This window comes from Nostoc sp. ChiQUE01b, assembly GCF_034531255.1.
Classification (GTDB): domain Bacteria; phylum Cyanobacteriota; class Cyanobacteriia; order Cyanobacteriales; family Nostocaceae; genus Nostoc.
The window spans coordinates 1-21,768 of sequence record NZ_JAVRBM010000029.1; the positions used below are offsets into that span (position 1 = coordinate 1).

Below are 21,768 nucleotides of genomic sequence, written 5' to 3' on the forward strand. Positions count from 1 at the left end.
CTTTACTCATAGATTATACTGTTTGTCCTAACCACCTTGACGATTGCTATAATTCGAGAAAAAGTCAAAAGTTCACAGGGAAGCTATTTAGGTTATTACGATGCAGTGTATCAATCTATTGTTAATAATCAGCCAATTGCTGTTACTGTCAAAAACAGAATTAATGTAATGCAAATTATAGAAACGGCTATTAAAAGCAGCGATAAACAAAAAGTCATAGCGTTGCTTTAAGTGACCTAAAACCCAAGTTCAAAATATGTAGATGAGCTCATAAGTTGTAAGCTTTGGTTTGAGTGTAATCTCTTTCGTTACAAAGTCAAAATTTAATCATCTTCAACTAACAAGTCAATGATCAAAACTCTTTTTTATAGCTTTTTTCTTCTATTTTTGGCAATTCCAGCAGTTTGGGCAGCACCTCCAGAAGATGATTCTAATGCAGCAGATGCTAATCGTAATTTGCAGGGACAAGTAAATTCTGTTTCCCAGTTTTCTGATGTACAACCAACGGATTGGGCGTTTGATGCATTGCAATCGTTGGTGGAACGCTACGGCTGTATTGCAGGTTATCCCAATTCCACCTATCGCGGGAACCGTGCCTTAACCCGTTATGAGTTTGCCGCAGGTTTAAATGCTTGTTTGGATCGGATTAATGAGTTAATTTCCACAGCAACTAGCGATTTAGTTAATAAGCAAGATTTGGCAGTGCTGCAAAAGTTGCAGTCAGACTTTGCCACAGAACTCACAACTCTGCGCGGACGAGTAGATACCGTAGAGGCACATACAGCAACATTAGAGGCGCAGCAGTTTTCCACTACTACTAGGTTAAATGCTCAAATTATTACCGCCATTAGTGATACCTTTGGTGATAGAGTAGGTGGCGAAGATGATGAATCCCGCATCTACTTTGCAAATCGGGGTCGTCTCAACTTTGAGAGCAGTTTCACTGGCAAAGATTTATTGCGAGTCCGGCTAGAATTTGGTAACTTTGCGTCCAATGTTGGCAGCCAAATTGCCGCAGCCACAGGCACAGGGATGACACGCCTGAACTTCGATTATGACAGCAACGAGACACTTTATGTCCCCCACATCCGTTATTACTTCCCAGTCAGTGATTCCCTTAACTTTGTTGTTGGGCCTACAGGCATTGGTTACACCGACATTTCCACCACCGTCACTCCCCCCACAATCGCTGATGACGGTAATGGAGTTCCCTCACTATTTGGGTCATACAGTCCCTTATTCCGGCGAGGTGGCGGCGGTGCAGCCGCTAACTGGAACATTACCAAAGATTTGGTTCTCACCTTGGGCTATTTAGCAAGCAGTCCTAATGTGCCATCGCCTAGTAACGGCTTGTTTGATGGCGGCTACAACGCCCTAGCGCACTTAGCTTATTATGGTAAGCAAGGAGCAATTGGTGTTGCCTACTCTCATGGCTATAGTCCTGCTGGAGTAATCGAACTCTCAGCTGGGACGGGTAGCGTCCTGTCAAACGCTCCCTTTGGCAACAACATTGCTACTTCCAACGATATTGTCGGCACACAGGGATACTATCGCTTCTCCCCGAATTTCCAAGTCCACGCTTGGGGTGGATATATTTGGGCAAATGCCGAGAATTCTGGTTTGAGTGATATTTCCAATGGTAGGGGTGGAACAGATTCTCTGTTTGTGAACAATGGTGACAATGCCAATGCCTGGTTTGGGGCGATTGGTGTGTCGTTTCCTGATATGGGGGGTAGAGGTAACTTGCCGGGAATTCTCTTTGGTATACCACCGCATGTCTCTAACAGTGATGTTCGTCAAGACCGAGACAACGCTTACCATATCGAAGCATTTTATCGTTACCGCCTGAATGACAACATCTCAGTGACTCCTGGTTTTTGGGTGATTCTCAACCCAGAAAACGACAGCAGAAATGATACGCAGTATGTGGGTGTACTTCGCACAACCTTCGATTTTTAACTGAATGTCAATGGTTTGCTTGATCGACAGAGTGCTGAGTATTCAGTACTCTTTAGGAACTTCCAGTGAAAAAACAAAAATTATTCTTCTGTGACTACCAAATTCCACAGTGCATCAATTACACTGCCTACATATTCTGAATCCTGGTGTTGTGAAATCCATTCAGCAACAGTAGCAGTAACATTGCTGGAGTTTTTGCCCAAGTTGCCCAATGCAGAAGCAGCAGAGTTACGCACATTCTCACTCTCATCTTTGAGTAAAGCCAGCAGTGCTTCAACTATCTGTGGCGAGGCGTTGCCCAACTTGCCCAATGCAAAAGCAGCAGAGTTACGCACATTATTACTTTCATCTTTGAGTAAAGCCAGCAGTGCTTCAACTATCTGTGGCGAGGCGTTGCCCAACTTGCCCAATGCAAAAGCAGCAGAGTTACGCACATTATTACTTTCATCTTTGAGTAAAGCCAGCAGTGCTTCAACTATCTGTGGCGAGGTGTTGCCCAAGTTGCCCAATGCAACAGCAGCATAGTAACCCACTATATCACTCTCATCTTTGAGTAAAGCCAGCAGTGCTTCAACTACCTGTGGCGAGGCGTTGCCCAAGTTGCCTAATGCAACAGCAGCAGAGTCACGCACATTATTACTTTCATCTTTGAGTAAAGCCAGCAGTGCTTCAACTACCTGTGGCGAGGCGTTGTCCAAGTTGCCCAATGCAACAGCAGCAGAGTCACGCACAATCTGACTCTCATCTTTGAGAAAACCCAGCAGTGCTTCAACTACCTGTGGCGAGGCGTTGCCCAAGTTGCCCAATGCAGAAGCAGCAGAGTCACGCACATTATTACTTTCATCTTTGAGAAAACCCAGCAGTGCTTCAACTACCTGTGGCGAGGCGTTGCTCAACTTGCTCAACTTGCTCAATGCTTCAGCAGCAAAGTAACGCACTATCTCAGTCTCATCTTTGAGTAAAGCCAGCAGTGCTTCAACTACCTGTGGCGAGGCGTTGCCCAAGTTGCCCAATGTAGAAGCAGCAGAGTAACGCACATTCGCACTCTCATCTTTGAGTAAATCCAGCAGCTCTGCCAATACTTCCTGTTGTTCACCTAAAGCTGCCCGATATTCTCGCAGTCGCTCTTTATCCAAATCTGCTGATGCTTTCAATCGTTCTAGTGCTTGAGCTTGAAACCGGGTTTCATTTAAATTGCAAAGAATTTGAAAAACCTGTGATTTAACTTTCCTACCTATTCGCTGAGAATTGCTAACTTCAAGCTCAACTAATTTCTGCAAAATATCTGTAATCAATTTACCATCAGATAATTTTAAATCTTCTGCTAAACAAGTACCTACAAAGAAAAGATTGCGGTGCAGCCATTCTTCATAAGTAGTCTCTTGTTTCAAAATTGCTTCAATAATTTTTTTCGAGTTATTTTGATTTTGTTGAGCTATTAACAGTAACAACACCTCTCGCCAGTGGGAATTGTGTAGATAATCTCGAATGTGATTTAGTACTTCGTTAAAGTCTCCTGATTGGCGATCGCGTATTTCTTCACCTGCCAAATATTCCTGAAATGTCTTATGTACAAACGCATATCTATCTTGACCTTGTTCGTTTAATAAACCACAGCGTTCTGTAATATGATCAACTAAGCGTTTAGCTTCTTCTTGAGCTTGATGTTTCTGAACTTGATAATTACATTCACGAATATATTCGCTTAATTGCGTAATTAACTCATCTCTATCAATCAGCGTCCCACCTTCTTTATCGCCAGTTTCACCTTGAGAATGAATCCAGTAAGCTAGGCGTTGCATCAATATTTTGATATCATCCAATTGAATATAATTCAGCTTCCAAGACTCAATACCCTTGTTGACATCCCAGTTAATCAATAGCGTATCAACAGCCTGTTTATAGAGTTCATATCGGTATCTAGGCAAACGTGCCTCGTAGCGATGAATCAAAGCAATAATTGTCAGTAGTAAAGGATTGCGTGCTAATAATTTGATGCGTTCTTGTGCTGCTAATGCTTTTTTTAAACTTTCTTGAAGCTGTTGTGCTTTTTCTGAGTTGTTTGGCAGTCTGCTGTTATACCATTGCTGAATAAATAAATCAATTTGACTATCATCAAATTTTTCTAGCTGATAATGAGGAAATTCATCTGTACCAAAAAACTCTCGACTATAACCTGCTGGACGCGAAGTTATAATTGCTCGATTTTGAGAATATTGTCCGAGAAAGCTGTGAATTATCTTTACAAATTCATAGCGATCGCTTGGTTTAGCAATTTCATCTAAGCCATCAAGTAAAATTAACGCTCTCCCATCTTCTAACCAATGTTCAAAGAAACCTTTGGGCAATTCTTTAACATGAATACTATTGGCAAAATTGCGTATATATTCTAAAAGATTCTTCGTTGAAGCTTTGCCTAAGTCTCTAATTCTAATCAAAATTGGCAGTAACTCTAAGTCTGCTGATAAACCGAGTTTTTCAGTCTGCTGTTTAGCCAGCATCAAAGCAAAGTAACTCATCAAAGTTGTTTTACCAATTCCTGGTTCTCCCAACACAACAAATTTATTGCGTGTACTTTCTTTCAGCAGTTTTTGGGCTGAGAATTTCTTGCCACTACTTTGTTGTTCCCAAAGTAAATTTTGCTGGCGTTGTTGGTTGGCTGTCTCTTCTAAAGCCAAATCTAGATTTAATTTTAAACCTGTGCTTACTCTAACTTCCACCTGCTCAACTACATTAGGCATCACAAAAATTTGTGGTAGTTTAGCAAATTTTTCTTCTTCTTTTGTTTTTACCTTTATCCCGACAAATTCAACACCATCAAAATAGTGTGATAGTTGTTTGAGATAATCTGTTTTAGCAATTTGAAACTTTAAATATGTATTGGTGTGTTCAAAATAAGCATCTACAAACTTTTTGAGCCAATATTCAATACTCTCATAGGGAAACTTTAAGTTTGGCTTTTCTGATTTGATTTTGTGGAAGATTTGAATTAAAACTTGTAGATTTGGGGTTGTTTTCTCTGTAAAAGGCTTCTGTAATTCTTCTTGAACTCCTGTATCTTTGAGAAAGCTGTCTAAAAGTTCTCTCGCATCCTTTTGCGTACAATGAAAAAATAAATGCTTATGATAATCTTGATTAGAATCCCACTCTTGGGCGGATTGTACACCTGCTTTCAAAGCTTTTTCTAAGTCTGTAGGATTTAATGCACTATTGATTTTCTTAACAATTTCTGGAGCTACTGCTTTTACTACTGGGCCCACAATAGCTAATAACTCTACGCTCATATTGCTTGAGATATATAGTTTATATACATACTACACTGTGAACTTAAGGTAGAAATTAGGTAAGAGAAAGGGTTCTATGCCCTCATCCCCTAACCCCTTCTCCCAATATGGGAGAAGGGGAACTGGAGAATTTGCTCTCCTCTCCCAACTTTGGGCTACGGTGTATACACAAGGCTTAAGTTGACATCAGTGTACATCTGTGCATCACTTCTGCATATTCCGCTTCATTTGTTCTAACTCATCCTGAGTTTCCCAGCTACGAAACTTCTCTTCTAAGTCATCAAAACCACTAGAATAATTGCTAGTCTGATTCGACCAGCCACTAGTTTCAAAACGCTGCTGGGTTTGGGCTTTAGCACGGACTGTCTGTGCTTCCGCTGCTTTCGCTTGCACCTCCTGTCGCCGCTGCTGAATTTTTTGCAGTAGTTCCTGAGATTGGTTAATGCGTTCTTTCAGCCCTTGCATGTGTCCCCAGCGCTGATTTCCTTCGCGCAACAGGGCTGCTTCTCGCTCACCTGCCGCCGCTGCCAAATCTTCTCTATTGGCGTTTTTGGCTTTTTGAATACGGATATGCCAACGCTGAATTTCTTGAGCGGTGGAAAGAATTTCTTCTTGCGATCGCTTCTCTTGTAATTTTAAATCTGCGATCAGCTTTAATGTGTCTTCTTCTTGCTCACGCAGCTGTTCTAGCAGCGCCTCTAACTCCAAATGTGGATTGTTACGCAAGAATTCTTCTAAACGGTTTTCTAGAAACCGACTCAAATCATCAAATAATCCCACTGCTAGAACTCCAGAGATCGGGTGCGTGACTATTTTATTGTAGTAGTCAGGTGGACTTCTGGGTGTTAGTTAGATTTCAAAGTTGGGAAGAATGTATTTGTTGAAACTACGCAAATAACCCTGACTTACAAAATAAGGCTTTAATCAGTATGAGTTCTGATTTTCAACCACCACCTAAGAGCTTGTCCATACTAGCTTCTGTCGGAGGAATCGTTACCGCTGCGATCGCGATCGCACTTTTAAATGGTTGGTCTAAGCAACTTTCCAATACTTCTATAAAAAAACCGGAAATATCAACATCTCCAACTGCTTCTCAACCACAGAAAACCCAACCCCCTGTCTCTATTGCAAATCAAGCTGAAATAATTGCCAGCCTTGATGCTAAATCTGTGGTTTTGCCCGGACAACCCATTCCTAAGAACCAATTAACAGTAGCCATAATTCCCTATACTGCTCCTGGAGTTGGAAAACTGACCCCAGAAGAAATGACAACGGCTCGTCAGGCTTGGTCATACTTCCAGCGCAACTGGAACGATGAAACCGGCTTGATCAATTCTGTTGATGGCTTTGCCTCTATAAGTATGTGGGATCAGACAGCAGCGATCGCAGCTTTAGTCAGTGCTAAAGAACTCAATATCGTGCCTGCGGCTGAATTTACAGCCAAAATGAGCAAAATGTTGAATACATTAGCGTCAATGCCCTTGTACAAAGGAGAACTACCCAACAAAGTTTACAATGCGAAAACTCTCGTACCTGTTAATTATGGTCAACTAGAAAAACGCGAAGAAATTGGATGGTCAGCCATTGATTTAGGAAGAATGGCAATCTGGTTGAAGATTGTCGAGGCAAAATATCCAGAAATGCGATCGCAAACAGCAGCAGTTTGGAAACACTGGCAAGTCAAGCGTCTAACCACAAATGGCCAAATGTACGGTACTGCCGTTATTAAAGGCAAAGAACAGTACAATCAAGAAGGTCGCTTGGGCTATGAGAATTATGCTGCTTATGGTCTGAAGCTTTGGGGCTTGGATGTTAACAAAGCCTTAGATTATCAGTCTCATACTGCCTTTGTCGATCTTTACGGACAGGGAATTCCTTACGATAAACGCGACTATAAAAATTCTGGAGCCAATAACTACGTTCTTAGCGAACCCTATATCTTAGATGGCATCGAAACTGGGTTTCAAGCTTTGCCTAAAGCTTATGCCGATCGGATTTTAGCTGCTCAAGCAGCACGTTATGAAGCCACAAAACAATTAACCGCCGTCACCGAAGACAACTTAGATCGCCCGCCATACTTTGTTTACAGTAGCCTATTTGTCAACGGAGAACCTTGGGCAACCATCGCAGATACCAGAGAACAGTACAACAATTTGCGATTCGTCAGTGCCAAAGCTGCGATCGGCTGGCATGTACTTTATAACACTGCTTATACCCGCAAGTTATTTGATTTCGTTCAAGCCAATCTTAAGTCTAAAGAAGGTTGGTACAACGGCTTTTATGAGTCTCTGCATCAACCAAATAAAACTCTCACTGCTAACAATAATGGTGTAATTTTGGAGAGTTTACTGTACAAGCAAGTTGGACAGCCACTTACTGTTTGGGCAGGAGTTAAAAGTCAGAAGTCAACCCAAAGGGCGATCGGAAAACCGCAAGTTACAGCTAAGATTCTAAAACAATGAAAAAACTGGCGTTGCATAGAAGTATGAATTTGAGCGATGCCGAATAGCCCGTCGTAGACCTGGCGCAGTCCAAGTACAGACCTAAGACTTGTCCTGCACTAGGTAAATAGCCCAGAGTTCTTGATAGCAACTACCATTTGTGCGCGAACTCGACCGCGATTAGCATTAAACGACCCGATATCTTTTTCCTTTGTATTTACTAGCACTAATCTTCTACCTTTTGTAATGTCTATATCTGACATGAATGGATCTGACATGGGTAATGGCACAGGAAGAAGATCGCGAAGTGCCTTCGCAATGTCCCTTCCAGCATTGCCACTCCAACTTAAAAATATTTTAGTCATATTCTCACTACCTTTAGGAGAGAACAGAGTTTTTCTAGTGTTCTGAATATATACCAGAAGTTCTCCGGCTATTTACTCAATTTGTCATAAATATATATAGAAATAGAAAAGGTTCAGGATGTAATTTGCCTTATGAGAAAAGCCTGTTAATAAAAACTGAAACGTCTGGGAACGCTAGTGGTGTAATTATTCCTTCCCTAATAGTATGTTCTTCAAGGTATTTACCATCTTGAGGGTTGCTTAATACAATCACCTGCTTGCTAGATAAGTCTAAAATCCAATATTCCTGAATCGCAGCCGTTGCATAAATCGCAGCCTTGATATTTAAGTCTTTATTTAAGCTTGTCTTGGCAACTTCCACAATCCAGAAGATATCTTGAGGAGTAGGATGGCGATCCTTGTAGGATGATTCTGGAAGTCGAACAATTGCAATATCAGGTTCGGGTTCCGAGTCGGATAGTGTAATGGGCCCATTGAAACGAACATCAGCTCTACTTGAGAGCAACTCTTCTAAATATTTTGCACCTCGTTTTGCTGTGGTGTAATGAATCGGGGTTTCTGGACTCATCTCAACAATTTCGCCTGCTAGTAATTCCAGATGACGACCATGCAGAATGCCCGCCTCAACCATGCGATGATAGTCGTCTACAGACCATTTAGCCAACGTCTTCATAGCAGAACCGCTCACATTCTTGTGATACACCTAGCTCAATTTTATAATTGCTTGACTCAGAAGCACCCCAATCCTTTGAGCGTAATACAATGTTCAAAGTGTGTATCAAACCATAATATCAAGTTCGGATAATTGTTTCAAGATGAATTGGCAAAACCGGGAATTTGGATTAACTATGATATAGAAAATTTGCAAGCAGATATTAAAACTTTGCAATCAATGGGCTTGCTCTGATTGTGCTTCATGATCCTGGTATATCATTGTTCGCTGTTAGACAGATATATCCCTCCGTATTATCTCGTAGCTTCTTTCAGAAATCAAATTATGATTCCTATAATGGGACAGAAGTAATAATATAGCAAGGGACTGGGGACTGGGTGAAAAGTCTTTTGGTGTCTAAGTTTTATCATCTCTTGATGTCCTAACCACCAAGGCTTGTGCTATAAAATGCGTTCAGTCGGTGAATACCCTAAAAAATTTGGTATGTGACTCATGCTCAGACGCTTACGCAGCCGTAAAATTTCCTCAGTAGCTATACTTGTACTTGTTATATGCTTTACTCTGGTAGGTGCGCGTTCATTTGGGCAAACAATTATGACATCAGTACCCCAACTGCTCACCGACCCATTTTTGCAATTACCAACTGAAACTTCAGTACGAGTCGTTTGGTTTACTGAATTTGCTGGTGTCAATCATACAGTAACCTATGGGGAAAATCTCAAACAAACTGCTAGAGCAAGTACTATCAAACTCAGTCGCACACGTGAAGACCAACAGTCAAGAGTTGCAAACCAAACCAAAGACGGACAAGTTTATCAAAAACCCGTACAGCGAGACATTTGGCGACATGAGGCTGAGGTAACTGGGTTAACTCCTGGTGTGCGGGTTAACTATCGTGTCACGAGTATGCAAGAAGACGGCAAGAGTGTTGACAGTGATGTTTTTAGCCTTGGAGCTACTCCCAAATCAGATACACCACTGAAAATTCTACTTACCTCAGATCATCAATTAAAGCCGATGACAGCAGCAAATCTGCAAAAGGTGGTAGAAACAGTAGGACAAGTTGATGGTGTGTGGTTTGCCGGTGATTTGGTCAATGTTAGCGATCGCGCCTCAGAATGGTTTGATGATAATGTTGGTGGTGCGTTGTTTCCCGGTTTACAAGGTCGTGCTAAATATGAAATGACGCACGATGGTGTTAAGACAATCTACACTGGTGGACAAATAATTCAACATGCACCGATGTTTACTTGCATTGGCAATCATGAGGTGATGGGGCGTTTTGCCAGGACGGGAAGTTTAAATGATGAATTTGATGATACAATTCCCCGTGTCGTTGCTCAAAAAATCTACCCGAATAAATCTTTAATCGATAATTCTTTTAATACTAATACCTATGAAGAAATTTTCTCTTTACCAAAAAGTAAAGAGGGTGGAAAAAGGTATTATGCAGTTAGTTTTGGTGATGTGCGTTTGGTGGTATTGTACATTACGAATATGTGGCGAACTCCCAGTTTAACCAGAAAGCATAGGGGTAGATATCAGGAAGCAGAAAAGGATTTAAATAATCCTGAAAATTGGGGTTATGGACAGGTGATTTATGAGCCAATTGCTAAAGGCAGCAAGCAATATAATTGGCTAGAGACAGAACTCAACAGCTCTGAGTTTCAACAAGCAAAATACAAAGTTGTGATGTTCCATCATCCGCCCCATACTCTGGGTGATAATATAGTTCCTGCTTATACAGAACCAGTTCAAATAATTGAAGGGGATGATAATAATATCAAAGCAGTGCGTTATGAGTACCCAAAAGACGCAGATTATATTATCCGCGATGTTGTCCCAATACTTGAAGCGGCTAATGTGCAATTGGTATTCTATGGGCATTCTCATTTGTGGAATCGCTTTGTTAGTTCCAGTGGAATGCACTTTCTAGAAACATCTAATGTGGGTAATACTTACGGTGCTGCTTGGGGCGATAGAAAGCGACAAGTACCAATTGGATATCAAGAGGATTATGTTAAGCTTGGCGATCCCAACGGGTTAGAACCGATAGTGCCAACAATTGCCCCCTTTCTGGGTGAAGATGGAAAGCCGATGCCTTATATTTCGAGTAATGATATTACAGTTTTCAGTATCTTTGATACGGGCAGGGGTACGATAAGTAGTTATCGTTTTGATACTCGCAAGCCTGATTCGGAAGTATTAAAGTTTGACGAATTTAAGTTGAAATATAGCAATCCTATCTGAAGCCTCAGATCCCCAACTTCTTGAAGGATACAGCTGTATGCTAACAGAAGTCGGGGATCTGGACACCGAGAATTTTCACAAAAGCTATCGACAAACTACATTTCCAAAACTTCTGAATATCCATAAGATGAAGATAGATACAAAAAACATCTTTTAGCCAAGCCGTAATGCCTAAGTTGGGCGTAGCTGCGGCTTCATCCTCACACCTCCACCGAACAGCAGCTTATGAACTTCTCGTCAGCACGACAATATTTTTACCAGGAGATTCAGCAGTCTGACGAGCACATTGACCTAGCAAAGGCAGCTTTATACATTGCACAGGAAGAATATCCCAAGCTAGACCCAGAGGAATACCTCAACACCTTAGATACAATGGCATGGGAGCTTCAAGAACGCCTGCCTGATTCACGTTATCCTTTGCGGATAGTTCAAAGTATTAATCAGTATCTCTACGATGATTTAAAATTTTCTGGTAATAAAATTGACTATTACGATCCGCGCAACAGCTTTTTGAATGATGTAATCGATCGCCGATTGGGGATTCCGATTACCTTAGCACTGGTTTACCTGGAAGTTGCTCGACGGATTGATTTTCCGATGGTGGGTATAGGGATGCCAGGACATTTCTTGATCCGCCCAGATATTCCCGATATAGAGATTTTTGTGGATGCCTTCAATGGCGGTGAAATAATATTTGCCCAAGATTGCGAGGAACGGCTGTCTCAACTTTATCAGCAACCTGTGACGCTACAACCAGAATTTTTAGCTGTAGTCAGTAATCGGCAATTTTTGGCCCGGATACTGACAAATTTAAAATTTATCTACCTCAAACAGCAAGAGTTAGAAAAAACGCTGGCAGCAGTTGAACGAATTTTGTTGCTGTTTCCTGGTTTAACTTTAGAATTACGCGATCGCGGTTTAATCTACTATCAACTCGGTTACTACCCCCAAGCCGTAGACGACTTACAAAATTATTTAGCAAAAGTTCCTGATGCCGAGGATGCATTTATGATTCGGCGGCTACTTAGCGAATTGGGTAGGGAGTAGGGAGTGGGGAGTGGGGAGTGGGGAGTGGGGAGTGGGGAGTGGGGGGACAAGGGGAGCAGGGGCAATACGGTTCAGTTAAGGAAATTTCTCCCTTGAGGCAGGCAGGGGGAGCAGGGGATGCAGGGGAAGCAGGGGGAGAAAAAAAAGCTTATCTGAACCGTATTGGGAGCAGGGGAAAATAATCAATGCCCAATTACGAATTATTTTGTTCTTCTGCGACGCGTTTGAGGCGACGTAGCTGGGCTTGCATATCTTCTTTTGTCCAAGATGCAGCAAAGGTGTTGAAGCCCCAACTAACTAAGGGGTTAGGGATATCGTACTCAAAACAGTTGAGTAGAAGCGTTCCCTTTTCTGTGGGTTGACATTCCCAGCGATCGCGCCCTTGAAAAAATCCCTGAAATTCCCAAACTACCAAACCCGGTTGTCGTTCTACAACTACGCTATTCAAGGTGGGTTTTAGTAGAGGAATTTGAATAATAAAACGACTTTTACTGCCGACATCGGTACTCCAAGCTTCGCCCACAGGTTCGCAACGGAGAACGGGGTTGAGCCAACGGTGCATGAGAGCTAAATCGCTAATACAGCGCTCCACCACCGTAGCTGTAGCATTAATTTGAATCGATTGTTCCAAAACTTGGGACATTCCACATCTTTGGTGCTGTTGCTGCAATTAGAGTAACGCAAAATTTTGGGGAATGGGGGATGAGGGAGTAGGGGAGGAGGGGAAGTAGGGGAAGTAGAGGAGCAGGGGGAGATGAGGGAGATGAGGGGGATGAGGGGGAGCAGGGGGAGCAGGGGGAGTAGGGGAGACAAGGGGACAAAGGGGAATTATTGAAGAAGTCTCTCCCCCCTCTCCCTTATCTCCCCCCTCTCCCTTATCTCTTTTCCATGCCCAATGCCCGTATATTAAATCAAATATGAGTAAATATGTATGTTTTTACTGGTAAATTGATAGGCAAAACACTGACTTAGTGTTTGCGGCGAATACTTAAGCATAATTCCCGAAAACCATGAACACAACTTGGCAAGAAATAACCCAGGTGATGTCTACGACAGGCTACGCCTATGGAGTTAGTTCATCCACGAGGGTGCAGCAATTTTTAGCACAATCGCCCAGCCTGCAATCGGCGCAACCAGCAGTGAATCAAGGAATCGCTGATGTACAAGGTATTGTTCAACAGTTGATTTTATTTACGCCCCGTCTGCTGGGGGCAGTGGCAATTTTGTTAGTAGGTTTGCTAATTGCCTTCGGCGTAGCCGCACTGACGCGAGGAATCCTCAATCGCACAAATATAGATAACCGCATTGCCGCAGGGGTAACAGGTCGTCAAGATGTTCCCCAAGTAGAGAAATTAATCTCCAGCTTAGTATTTTGGAGCATTATCCTACTGACGGCAGTAGCTGTTTTACAGGCATTAGATTTAGAGGTAGCCTCTCGACCTCTGAATAATTTTCTCAATCAACTTATTGGCTTTTTGCCAAAGTTGGTTGGTGCGGGAATCCTTTTAGTAACCGCCTGGTTTTTGGCGACCATTGTGAAGATTATCACTGTGCGCTCATTACAGGCATTTAACCTGGATGAGCGTTTGAATCCAGAACCAGAAGACAGGGCACCCAGCCTCAATCAGCTTTCTCTGAGTGAGACGATTGGCAATGCTCTGTATTGGTTTATATTTCTACTGTTTCTCGCTCCAGTTTTGGATACTCTCGGACTACAGCAGGCTCTACAACCAGTACAAGCTTTAATTACAGAAGTTCTGCTCATTCTGCCGAACATTTTAGCAGCGATATTAATTGCTGTAGTTGGCTGGTTCATCGCTAATGTGGTGCGGCGGATTGTGACGAACTTGCTGGTGACAACTGGTATAGACCATTTAGGTAGTCGGTTGGGATTCTCTTCTAATGGGGGGGTGCAACCTCTATCAAGTATTATCGGCACAATTGTCTATGTTTTGATTTTGATTCCTGTGGCGATCGCAGCGCTGAATGCCTTGCGAATTGATGCGATATCAATACCTGCGATCGCTATGCTGCAACAGGTTCTCAACGCCCTACCTGCCATCTTTACAGCCGTGGCAATTTTGATTGTTGCCTATTTCGTCGGGCGGTTTATTGCGGACTTGGTTACAAGTATCCTCACCAATTTAGGGTTTAATAACATTTTCACTATTTTGGGTCTGACAACACCCAGCAGACGAATTGTAGTTTCAACACAACCAACAGTTGAGCCGATTACAACCCGCACTCCATCGGAAATTGCAGGTATTGTTGCCTTAGTGGGTATCATGCTGTTTGCCACGGTGGCGGCGGTGAATATCTTGAATATTCCAGCCCTGACAGCATTAGTGTCTGGGATTGTAATCATATTCGGGCGGATTTTGGCAGGATTGGCGATCTTTGCTATTGGCTTATTCTTAGCAAATCTGGCTTTTAATATCATTACCAGTTCCGGTGAACGTCAGGCGCAGATTTTGGGTCAGGTGGCGCGGATTGCCATCATTGCCTTAGTCTCGGCAATGGCACTGCAACAGATTGGAGTTGGCAGTGATATTGTGAAGTTAGCCTTTGGACTTTTACTAGGTGCGATCGCAGTTGCTATTGCCCTAGCTTTTGGTCTTGGAGGGCGCGATATTGCACGAGAGCAAGTTCAAGAATGGCTAAACTCTTTCAAAGGTAGAAACTAAAAATTGATGAAAGCGCAATTTCATCTGTAAATCTGGAAAAGTGCAGCCGTAAGCATCAATAGTGCAGAAAATCTATCGGCAATTTTGCTTAAGAGGTTGAAACTTAGAAGCTTAGAAACTCGGAGTTTGAGTAAAGAACTCGTAATGTCAAGTTCTGAAGCTCAAGTTCTGAGTTTTGAAGCTCAATTTAATCGTATTTTTCGAGTCACCTTTTTTAGTTGCAAGAAAGCTGAAATAAAGCAAGGACGCATAGGCGCAGCCCGTCGTAGACATCGCAAGAAGGCGGGGCGTAGTCCATCGCAGGAACAATCGATTTTCCCAAAATTACTGAAAGCCGTGCTGATGTGGGTTATTGAAGTGATGAGTGCCGTGTTGGTGGGAAATCTTGGGTCAAGATTTGATTTGGCAGCCTTTGTGTTAGAAAAACCACTATTATGGGAAAACTTAAGATAAGACCCTGTGTTAAAGACATTTACTGTAATTCGTCGGTCAAACGCTACAAATTACAAGATTACACAACAGGAGTGGCAACGTGTGCATCAGCTGAGGAATAGCTTTAGATTATAAATAAAAATTCTTATATAATAACATTTATGGATTTACTTATCAAAATTATTAAACGTTTTTGGATAATTAATTGTTTCGGGATATTTGTTTTATCGGCTTGCACACCTGCATCATCCCAAGAAAAACTTTTGACATCCAAAGAAGGAAATTTTAGTATCTTAATGCCAGGGACTATTTTAGAAGAAATTAGTACTCCACAAAAAGGTATTAATAACCGGAATTGGACAACTCTTAAGAATGAATCTATATATTCAGTGACCTATTCTACTTTTCTCCAACAAATAGCCCCGCAAAGAATCCCAAAAGTTTTGCAGATTCTAATGAAAACTGCTAATAAAACAAATTTTATTGATGGTAAACAAGTATCTCAGTCCTCCATTAATCAAAGTGGATATAACTGTCAAGACTTTACTTTAATGGGCAAACCCAGTACTTACTTGCAAGAAGAAATTAAGAAAAAAGGATTAAACATAAATAATAAATTATTATATCAAAGAAGTTTGCTTTGTATGAAAAATAATTATGCTGTTGAGGCTATGATAATAACCCCATCATCTGAAGAGCTAAAAACGAATGGGGCATCTTTTATTAAATCGCTAAACTTCAAATCATGAAACTGTTTTTTAGTACTTGGTATGACCATTGCTATTAGTATATTTGCAACTTTATGGCTTAGACTAAATAGACTTTACCAAGCGAATATTTTTATTGCCACCATCGCTCCCGTTAGTTATGCAATGGTGTCGGACTAACTGATACCACCGTCTGCTGTCCAATGTAACAACTAATTTATTAGGATTGTTATAAGTCGGATAGTACAGTTTTTGAAAGTAACATACACAAACAATATAAAGTGATTACTATATCTTTAAAAACTTTGGACGTAAATTCGTCATGAATGCTGAGGTGTTTCTTAGTTTAAAAAAGAGAAACTGGAGGAAGCACTCTACAGCAAAAAACATGGATTTTATCAACCAAGCACAGAATTTGGCAGATACGGTTAGAGATAAAGCTCAAGAAGCAGCCAACAATGTAGTAAACGGGATGAATGAGGTAGTTGATGGAATCAAGAACGCTACTAGCGATATAACGACTTCAAGTATCCGTGCAGTTAATGATTTACAAAGTTTGTCAACCACCGCAACACAATCAGGTTTTCAAACTGTTCAAAATGTTAGTAAAACATTTCAACAAACTGCTGTTGAAGTTGCTGCATCTAGCATGGTTCTGACTGATTCTTTGCAAAATTTACCAAAGACAGCTGCCGAATTAGCCCAAGAAATGCCCAAGATTGCAAATAGGCTGAGATATCATGCTGGTGTTCGGGTGGGAGACTTACCTCGCTCTGATGCAGATGTCATGAAGCTTTTTGAGAAAATTCCTGGCACATCAAAGCTTGGAGGTAAAGAATATACAATTCGTCAATTTCTTAGAGATAAGCATGGTAGCCACATCAATCCACGTTCCCAAGGTGGATCGAATGCTGCTGATAATATCCTTTGGGAAGTAGGTGTTGATAATCTCCGCCGAGGAGCCAAAGTCATGACTGTTGGCGAACAGTTTTATATTCGGGTTTATAATGCGGTAGATTCAATTGTCAGCAATTCTGGGACAATCGCGAAACTTGGGATTACTGCAACAGGAACAGCTATTCTCACTCAGGTTGTAGTAACGGCGATTTCCTACTCTTTGGATCTTTATCGAGGCGATATTACTGTTGAAGAGTATCAAAATCTAATTTTTGAAGCAGCAAAGGCAGCAGGTATTGCGACACCAATTGTTTTTTTGGTCTTGATAGCTGTGTTAGCTTTATTCCCAGAATTTACAGTTATTTTATCAGCACCAGTCGTTGTTGCAGGCTTCAATGCTTTATTTGGTATTAGTATTGCTACACCCATCATTCAATCGCTAGTTCGTCATGTCGAAGCTGGAGGTTTTGGCATAGAAACTGCTGATGCTTACAAAACTGCGTTTGATGGTTCTGCGCTCTGAAATCAGCTATTCTAGATTAAAATTGCATAATTAGGGTGGGTATCTCGCCTGCTGGTAGACAAATGCGGGCTTTTCAGTCCATCTGACAAGATTGGATAATTAATTTATTGTAAACTTCTAAATAATCAATAAAATCAGGTGCAACCTTTAGAGTTGATTCGTAAAGAAAATTTAAAGAGAAGTGAATCTGGTTTTACTCAGGTTATGGGCTAAATCGAGTGTAATCAAGTAGAGTTGCGGAATTTCTGATAGAATTAATGTATATTCAGTTACATAGGCAGAGTAATAATAAATTTTGTCCCCTCACTAGGTACTGACAAGCAGTTGACTTGTCCGTTGTGTTTTTCAACAATAATTTGGTAGCTGATCGCTAATCCCAGCCCGGTTCCCTTACCTACAGGCTTGGTTGTGAAAGATTGCTCAAAAATTCGAGATTGCACCTCAGTAAGCATACCGGGGCCGTTATCTTGGATGCAAATTGTGACGGTTTGTTGCTGGGGATTAACCGATGTGGTAATGGTGATGATATTCTCGCAAGCAGCAATCTCTGGATCGGAATGATTTTGATAGAGTTCATCAAATGCATCAATAGCATTGGCGATGATATTCATGAATACTTGGTTCAGTTGTCCGGGATAGCAACTAATTGGAGGTAACTCACCGTATTGTGTGATAACCTGGATTTTAGTGCGATCGCCATTGCCTTTGAGTCGATGTTTCAACAGCATTAAGGTGCTATCAATTCCTTCGTGAATCTGAAATTCCACCTGAGATGAAATATCTGCGCGAGTAAAAGTTCTCAAAGAGAGACTGATCTCTTTAAGACGGGTAATGCCCTGGTGCATTGATGCCAGAAGTTTCGGTAGATCCTCTGCCAGATACTCCAAGTCAATTTCTTCAAGAAGCTCTTGAATTTCCGGGTCTGGCTGCGTTAGCTTTTGTTGTTGCAGGCTCACCAAGCGAAGCAGATTATTTACATGTTCCTCAATATAAGATAAATTTCCGCCAACAAAACCAACCGGATTATTAATCTCATGACCAATACCTGCAACCATCTGCCCTAAAGTGGACATTTTTTCACTCTGGATCATTTGTAGTTGGGTTTGCTGTAACTTCTGTAAAGATTGAGTTAATTCTGTGGTGCGTTCTTGCACGCGTTCTTCTAATGTGCGGGTGAGATGGGAAATTTTTAGGTGTAACTTTAAACGGGCAATGACTTCTTCATGTTGGAAGGGTTTGGTAATGTAGTCAACTGCACCTATTTCCAATCCCGCCACCTTGTCTGTAGAATCGGATAGGGCAGTCATGAAAATTACTGGAATATTCTGAGTGATCGGATTGTTTTTCAGTCTGCGACAAGTTTCAAATCCATCAATACCTGCCATCATCACATCTAAGAGAATCAGATCGGGATGAGCATATTCTGTTTGTTCGATCGCTGATTCTCCATCTGTTGCCATCAGGGCTTTCCAGCCACACCTCTGAATCGCTTCAGATAACACCTTGAGATTGTTTGGATTGTCATCCACTAATAGAATATGTATGGGTTTCGAGATCGGAACAGCGTTCATGGATGTAACTCCGTTGTGACAAATGATTTGAGTAACTTACGGATTTTTCCGGTTTGGAAATTGGCAGTGAGTTTGCTTAACTCTGCTGCAAAGGGAGCTAGTTGACTATTTTGCTCAATTAGTTCTGTTAACATTCCTTCAATCGCCGAGATATCTCCCATCATTGCTAAATGATAGAGTTGCTGCAAAACATCTTGGGATGGTAGAATCCATTCACTATTACTGATCTGCTCACCTTTGGAAGGCGAAGATTCGGCATACATCCATTCCACTCCCAACAGCGATCGCAGTCTATTGAGTAGTTCCTCAATCTGGAGGGGTTTGGGTAGGAATGCTGTTGCCCCTGCCTCTAAACTCCGCTGACGATTTGACTCAAAGACGCTGGCACTAGAGACGATAATCGGAATAGAACGAGTTTGTGGATTCGCTTGCAGGTGAACCATTAGCTCAAAACCATCCATATTGGGCATGGCTAAATCGAGCAGAATCACATCTGGATTGTCTTTAATTGCCACCTGTAGCCCCTGGTTGCCGTCGGTTGCTTCTAGGGTTCGACAGCCAATTTCTTGGAGCAGATTGGTCAACATAGAACAGTGGTTGCGATCGTCATCGACAATTAGAATCTGAGGCGCGCTACCCTGAATCCCGGTAATTTTCTGGGGAGTTGGAGTGTAATCTGTCGTAGACATCGCTCCTCCACGCCAGTCATGAGCGAGTGGTACTGATACTATCAAATCCAGCCAAAACAGACTTCCTTCGCCCAGGTGACTCTGCACCTGAATTTGGCTCCCCATCAATGCCGCAATTCTTTGGCTAATGGCCAATCCCAAGCCAGTACCTTCAGATCGTTGCCCTGCTTCACCCACTTGCTCAAACGGCAAAAAGATTTTCTCCAGTTGGTCTGGTAACATCCCAATACCCGTATCTTCAATTTGAAAACGAATCTTGGCGATTGGAGATTGGGAAGACTCTTGTCCAGTCTCTAATAACTCTACTTTGAAAATTACGCTCCCGCTATCTGTAAATTTGATCGCGTTGCCCAGCAAGTTAATTAACACTTGCCGCAGCCGTTTTTCATCGACTTCAATGGCAAGTGGTAGGCGATCGCTAATTAAGATATTAAATCCAATCCCTTTCTGTTCAGCCCGGATACCACAAATCTCAGTTACACCATGTAAGAAACTAGGCAGATGCACACTAGTGATAACCAAATCCAATTTCCTCGCTTCTATTTTCGAGAGATCGAGAATGTCATCGATCAGCATCAAAAGATGCGATCCGCATTGGTAGATAATGCTGACTCCTTCGAGGTTTTTAGCTGTCATGTTTGGCGATCCTTCTAGTACCTGGGCAAACCCAAGGATGCCATTTAGAGGTGTGCGTAGTTCGTGGCTCATATTGGCGAGAAACTCACTCTTGGCCTGATTGGCAGCATCGGCAGCTTGCTTTGCCTCAACTAATTCATGAGTTCGTTCTTCGACTTTCGTCTCTAGGGTTTTGGAATAATCTAATAGTTGACTGTTGGCAATTTCCAGTTGGCGATTGGTTTCTTCTAACTTTCGCTGTTTATAGGCATTAGTTGTTGCAATCACACTACCGATAAACGCGGCTAAGGTGGGTGTTACCGGAATTAAAATACCAGACAAAAACATTCCATAGCCACCCCATATACAGGCTCCACTGATGCCTACAGTTGCCCAAAGAATTTTGCCGCCGGGAACCCGCAGCTTGTTACTAGATAACAACCAACTACCTGTAGAACCAATCACAGACCACAAAACAATCCAGAGTGATAAAGAAATGCCAGAAACACCATGCAGACTGGCTTTTCCTGTTTTTGCTCCTCGTACTAGTTGATGAGCAATATTCGCATGAACAACCACACCTGGAGTCGGTTTTTGAGCAGAGATCCAAGAAGAGAAGGGTGTGCTGAAGAAATCATTGGTACTGGAGGCAATTGACCCAATAAATACCATGCGATCGCGCATCAAATCTGCCGGAATTTTTCCTGCTAAGACATCGCGCATCGCAACTGTCCGAAATGCGGCATCTGTTCCATGCCAATTGAGCAGAATTTGATAACCTCCTAAATCAGCATCGGTATAACCTGCTTCTTGATTTTGCAGTGGTAAGTAAATTTCCTTACCCAACTGAAACTTTTGCTGTTGGGGGTCAATGCTTTCTAAGCTAATTTTTTCAGCTTCGAGGTACTTTAGGGCTACAAGGGTTGCTAGTCCGGCTTTAATAGTGTTTTTCTCTTTGGCATCTTCAGCTGTCAAAAGGGCACGACGTACAAAGCGATCGCCATCCAACACTAAATCTGCTAATCCTACCCGATCCTGTTTTTTCAATTCCAGTGGGGGATTGACGCGTTCACCAGTAATTTTCTCAACTCCAATTAAATTGGGAGTGTTGCGAAAGACTTGAACAAGTTGCTCGTGTCCGCTTCCTTCTGGTAAATCTCGATAGAGATCCAAGCCAATGGCTCTCGGCTGCTGCGCCCGGATTTTTTCTAGTAATCGTGCTAGCGCCCAGTCTGGAATTGGCCATTTACGCACCGATTGGATATCGCGCTCATCGATTGTGACAATCACAATCTCATCTGCGATCGCTACAGGCGATCGCTGACGAACCCATTCGTCGCGAATTTTCCATTCCGGTAAATTGAAAAGTCCCAACGATTGCCCAACCATAACCGTCAAGGCAACGCTGGGAGTAATAATCAAAACGCTGCGAGTACGTTGGATAAAAGCCTGGAATCTGCGCCACATATTTGTGCCATACGATGGGGGTTGGGATTAGGGTTAATTAGGGATTGGGTGGAGGGGAGCAGGGGAGCAGAGGAGAAGGGGAGCAGGGGAGCAAGAAAGAAGTTGCAGTAAGTCTTTCCCCTCTGCCCCTCTGCCTCTTGTACCCAATGCCCAATGCCCAAATT

The 21,768-nt window shown here is 42.2% G+C and carries 17 protein-coding genes; 10 read left to right on the forward strand and 7 right to left on the reverse strand.

What is annotated here, in order from left to right; all coding sequences use genetic code 11:
* The first annotated feature begins 36 nt into the window (after positions 1-36).
* Complete coding sequence (locus tag RMY63_RS19430) at positions 37-231, forward strand: hypothetical protein (RefSeq protein WP_322730272.1); 195 nt, start codon at positions 37-39, stop codon at positions 229-231.
* A 117-nt stretch (positions 232-348) separates the two neighbouring features.
* Positions 349-1,959 carry an iron uptake porin gene (locus RMY63_RS19435; RefSeq protein ID WP_322730273.1) on the forward strand — a complete coding sequence of 537 codons (1,611 nt, stop codon included), beginning with the start codon at positions 349-351 and terminating at the stop codon, positions 1,957-1,959.
* A gap of 80 nt (positions 1,960-2,039) precedes the next feature.
* On the opposite strand, the gene RMY63_RS19440 is transcribed toward RMY63_RS19435, so the two are convergent.
* Both RMY63_RS19440 and RMY63_RS19445 read right to left on the reverse strand, forming a co-directional pair.
* Positions 2,040-5,243 (reverse strand): NACHT domain-containing protein, encoded by a 3,204-nt coding sequence (locus RMY63_RS19440; protein ID WP_322730274.1) that lies wholly within the window; start codon positions 5,241-5,243, stop codon positions 2,040-2,042.
* A gap of 204 nt (positions 5,244-5,447) precedes the next feature.
* The gene (locus RMY63_RS19445; protein ID WP_322730275.1) at positions 5,448-6,023 is read right to left on the reverse strand and encodes a TIGR04376 family protein; all 576 of its coding nucleotides are present in this window, start codon (positions 6,021-6,023) and stop codon (positions 5,448-5,450) included.
* 149 nt (positions 6,024-6,172) lie between these two features.
* Here RMY63_RS19445 and RMY63_RS19450 point away from each other — a divergent pair, with 149 nt between their 5' ends.
* A complete protein-coding gene (locus RMY63_RS19450; protein WP_322730276.1) occupies positions 6,173-7,705 on the forward strand; it encodes a DUF3131 domain-containing protein in 1,533 nt (510 codons plus the stop codon).
* A gap of 98 nt (positions 7,706-7,803) precedes the next feature.
* Here the strand turns inward: RMY63_RS19450 and RMY63_RS19455 are convergent, their stop codons facing one another.
* Together RMY63_RS19455 and RMY63_RS19460 are read right to left on the reverse strand one after the other, a co-directional pair.
* Positions 7,804-8,049, reverse strand: coding sequence for a hypothetical protein (locus RMY63_RS19455; protein ID WP_322730277.1), 246 nt, complete (start codon positions 8,047-8,049; stop codon positions 7,804-7,806).
* Between the two features lie 130 nt (positions 8,050-8,179).
* Entirely contained in the window at positions 8,180-8,722 is a 543-nt protein-coding gene (locus RMY63_RS19460) for a Uma2 family endonuclease (RefSeq protein ID WP_322730278.1), read from the reverse strand.
* Positions 8,723-9,316: 594 nt separating this feature from the next.
* Here RMY63_RS19460 and RMY63_RS19465 point away from each other — a divergent pair.
* The 3 genes from RMY63_RS19465 to RMY63_RS19475 all read left to right on the forward strand — a co-directional run bounded on the left by RMY63_RS19465 (position 9,317) and on the right by RMY63_RS19475 (position 12,201).
* Complete coding sequence (locus RMY63_RS19465) at positions 9,317-10,972, forward strand: metallophosphoesterase family protein (protein WP_322730279.1); 1,656 nt, start codon at positions 9,317-9,319, stop codon at positions 10,970-10,972.
* 225 nt (positions 10,973-11,197) lie between these two features.
* Positions 11,198-12,019 carry a SirB1 family protein gene (locus tag RMY63_RS19470; RefSeq protein ID WP_322730280.1) on the forward strand — a complete coding sequence of 274 codons (822 nt, stop codon included), beginning with the start codon at positions 11,198-11,200 and terminating at the stop codon, positions 12,017-12,019.
* A gap of 38 nt (positions 12,020-12,057) precedes the next feature.
* The gene (locus tag RMY63_RS19475) at positions 12,058-12,201 is read left to right on the forward strand and encodes a hypothetical protein (RefSeq protein ID WP_322730281.1); all 144 of its coding nucleotides are present in this window, start codon (positions 12,058-12,060) and stop codon (positions 12,199-12,201) included.
* Positions 12,202-12,212: 11 nt separating this feature from the next.
* Here the strand turns inward: RMY63_RS19475 and RMY63_RS19480 are convergent, their stop codons facing one another.
* Positions 12,213-12,662 (reverse strand): SRPBCC family protein, encoded by a 450-nt coding sequence (locus RMY63_RS19480; RefSeq protein WP_322730282.1) that lies wholly within the window; start codon positions 12,660-12,662, stop codon positions 12,213-12,215.
* 367 nt (positions 12,663-13,029) lie between these two features.
* On the opposite strand from RMY63_RS19480, the gene RMY63_RS19485 reads away from it, so the two are divergent.
* From RMY63_RS19485 to RMY63_RS19500, 4 genes are all read left to right on the forward strand, one after another.
* Positions 13,030-14,703, forward strand: coding sequence for a mechanosensitive ion channel (locus RMY63_RS19485; RefSeq protein ID WP_322730283.1), 1,674 nt, complete (start codon positions 13,030-13,032; stop codon positions 14,701-14,703).
* 144 nt (positions 14,704-14,847) lie between these two features.
* Positions 14,848-15,156 (forward strand): hypothetical protein, encoded by a 309-nt coding sequence (locus RMY63_RS19490; protein ID WP_322730284.1) that lies wholly within the window; start codon positions 14,848-14,850, stop codon positions 15,154-15,156.
* A gap of 140 nt (positions 15,157-15,296) precedes the next feature.
* Positions 15,297-15,884, forward strand: coding sequence for a hypothetical protein (locus RMY63_RS19495; RefSeq protein WP_322730285.1), 588 nt, complete (start codon positions 15,297-15,299; stop codon positions 15,882-15,884).
* A gap of 346 nt (positions 15,885-16,230) precedes the next feature.
* On the forward strand, positions 16,231-17,262 hold the full coding sequence (locus RMY63_RS19500) for an HNH endonuclease (protein ID WP_322730286.1): 1,032 nt from the start codon (positions 16,231-16,233) through the stop codon (positions 17,260-17,262).
* 269 nt (positions 17,263-17,531) lie between these two features.
* On the opposite strand, the gene RMY63_RS19505 is transcribed toward RMY63_RS19500, so the two are convergent.
* Both RMY63_RS19505 and RMY63_RS19510 read right to left on the reverse strand, forming a co-directional pair.
* Positions 17,532-18,833 carry a response regulator gene (locus RMY63_RS19505; RefSeq protein ID WP_322730287.1) on the reverse strand — a complete coding sequence of 434 codons (1,302 nt, stop codon included), beginning with the start codon at positions 18,831-18,833 and terminating at the stop codon, positions 17,532-17,534.
* Entirely contained in the window at positions 18,830-21,604 is a 2,775-nt protein-coding gene (locus RMY63_RS19510) for a CHASE2 domain-containing protein (RefSeq protein ID WP_322730288.1), read from the reverse strand. Before RMY63_RS19510 ends, RMY63_RS19505 begins: the two co-directional genes overlap by 4 nt.
* Between the last annotated feature and the right edge of the window lie 164 nt (positions 21,605-21,768).

What these genes read in the sequence shown, in the direction of transcription:
- RMY63_RS19500 (WP_322730286.1), top strand. Translation starts at nt 16,231, where the DNA reads ATGGATTTTATCAACCAAGCACAGAATTTGGCAGATACGGTTAGAGAT.
- RMY63_RS19460 (WP_322730278.1), bottom strand. Translation starts at nt 8,722, where the DNA reads ATGAAGACGTTGGCTAAATGGTCTGTAGACGACTATCATCGCATGGTT.
- RMY63_RS19480 (WP_322730282.1), bottom strand. Translation starts at nt 12,662, where the DNA reads ATGTCCCAAGTTTTGGAACAATCGATTCAAATTAATGCTACAGCTACG.
- RMY63_RS19470 (WP_322730280.1), top strand. Translation starts at nt 11,198, where the DNA reads ATGAACTTCTCGTCAGCACGACAATATTTTTACCAGGAGATTCAGCAG.
- RMY63_RS19465 (WP_322730279.1), top strand. Translation starts at nt 9,317, where the DNA reads ATGACATCAGTACCCCAACTGCTCACCGACCCATTTTTGCAATTACCA.
- RMY63_RS19490 (WP_322730284.1), top strand. Translation starts at nt 14,848, where the DNA reads ATGTCAAGTTCTGAAGCTCAAGTTCTGAGTTTTGAAGCTCAATTTAAT.
- RMY63_RS19510 (WP_322730288.1), bottom strand. Translation starts at nt 21,604, where the DNA reads ATGTGGCGCAGATTCCAGGCTTTTATCCAACGTACTCGCAGCGTTTTG.
- RMY63_RS19455 (WP_322730277.1), bottom strand. Translation starts at nt 8,049, where the DNA reads ATGACTAAAATATTTTTAAGTTGGAGTGGCAATGCTGGAAGGGACATT.
- RMY63_RS19485 (WP_322730283.1), top strand. Translation starts at nt 13,030, where the DNA reads ATGAACACAACTTGGCAAGAAATAACCCAGGTGATGTCTACGACAGGC.
- RMY63_RS19495 (WP_322730285.1), top strand. Translation starts at nt 15,297, where the DNA reads ATGGATTTACTTATCAAAATTATTAAACGTTTTTGGATAATTAATTGT.
- RMY63_RS19440 (WP_322730274.1), bottom strand. Translation starts at nt 5,243, where the DNA reads ATGAGCGTAGAGTTATTAGCTATTGTGGGCCCAGTAGTAAAAGCAGTA.
- RMY63_RS19435 (WP_322730273.1), top strand. Translation starts at nt 349, where the DNA reads ATGATCAAAACTCTTTTTTATAGCTTTTTTCTTCTATTTTTGGCAATT.
- RMY63_RS19450 (WP_322730276.1), top strand. Translation starts at nt 6,173, where the DNA reads ATGAGTTCTGATTTTCAACCACCACCTAAGAGCTTGTCCATACTAGCT.
- RMY63_RS19505 (WP_322730287.1), bottom strand. Translation starts at nt 18,833, where the DNA reads ATGAACGCTGTTCCGATCTCGAAACCCATACATATTCTATTAGTGGAT.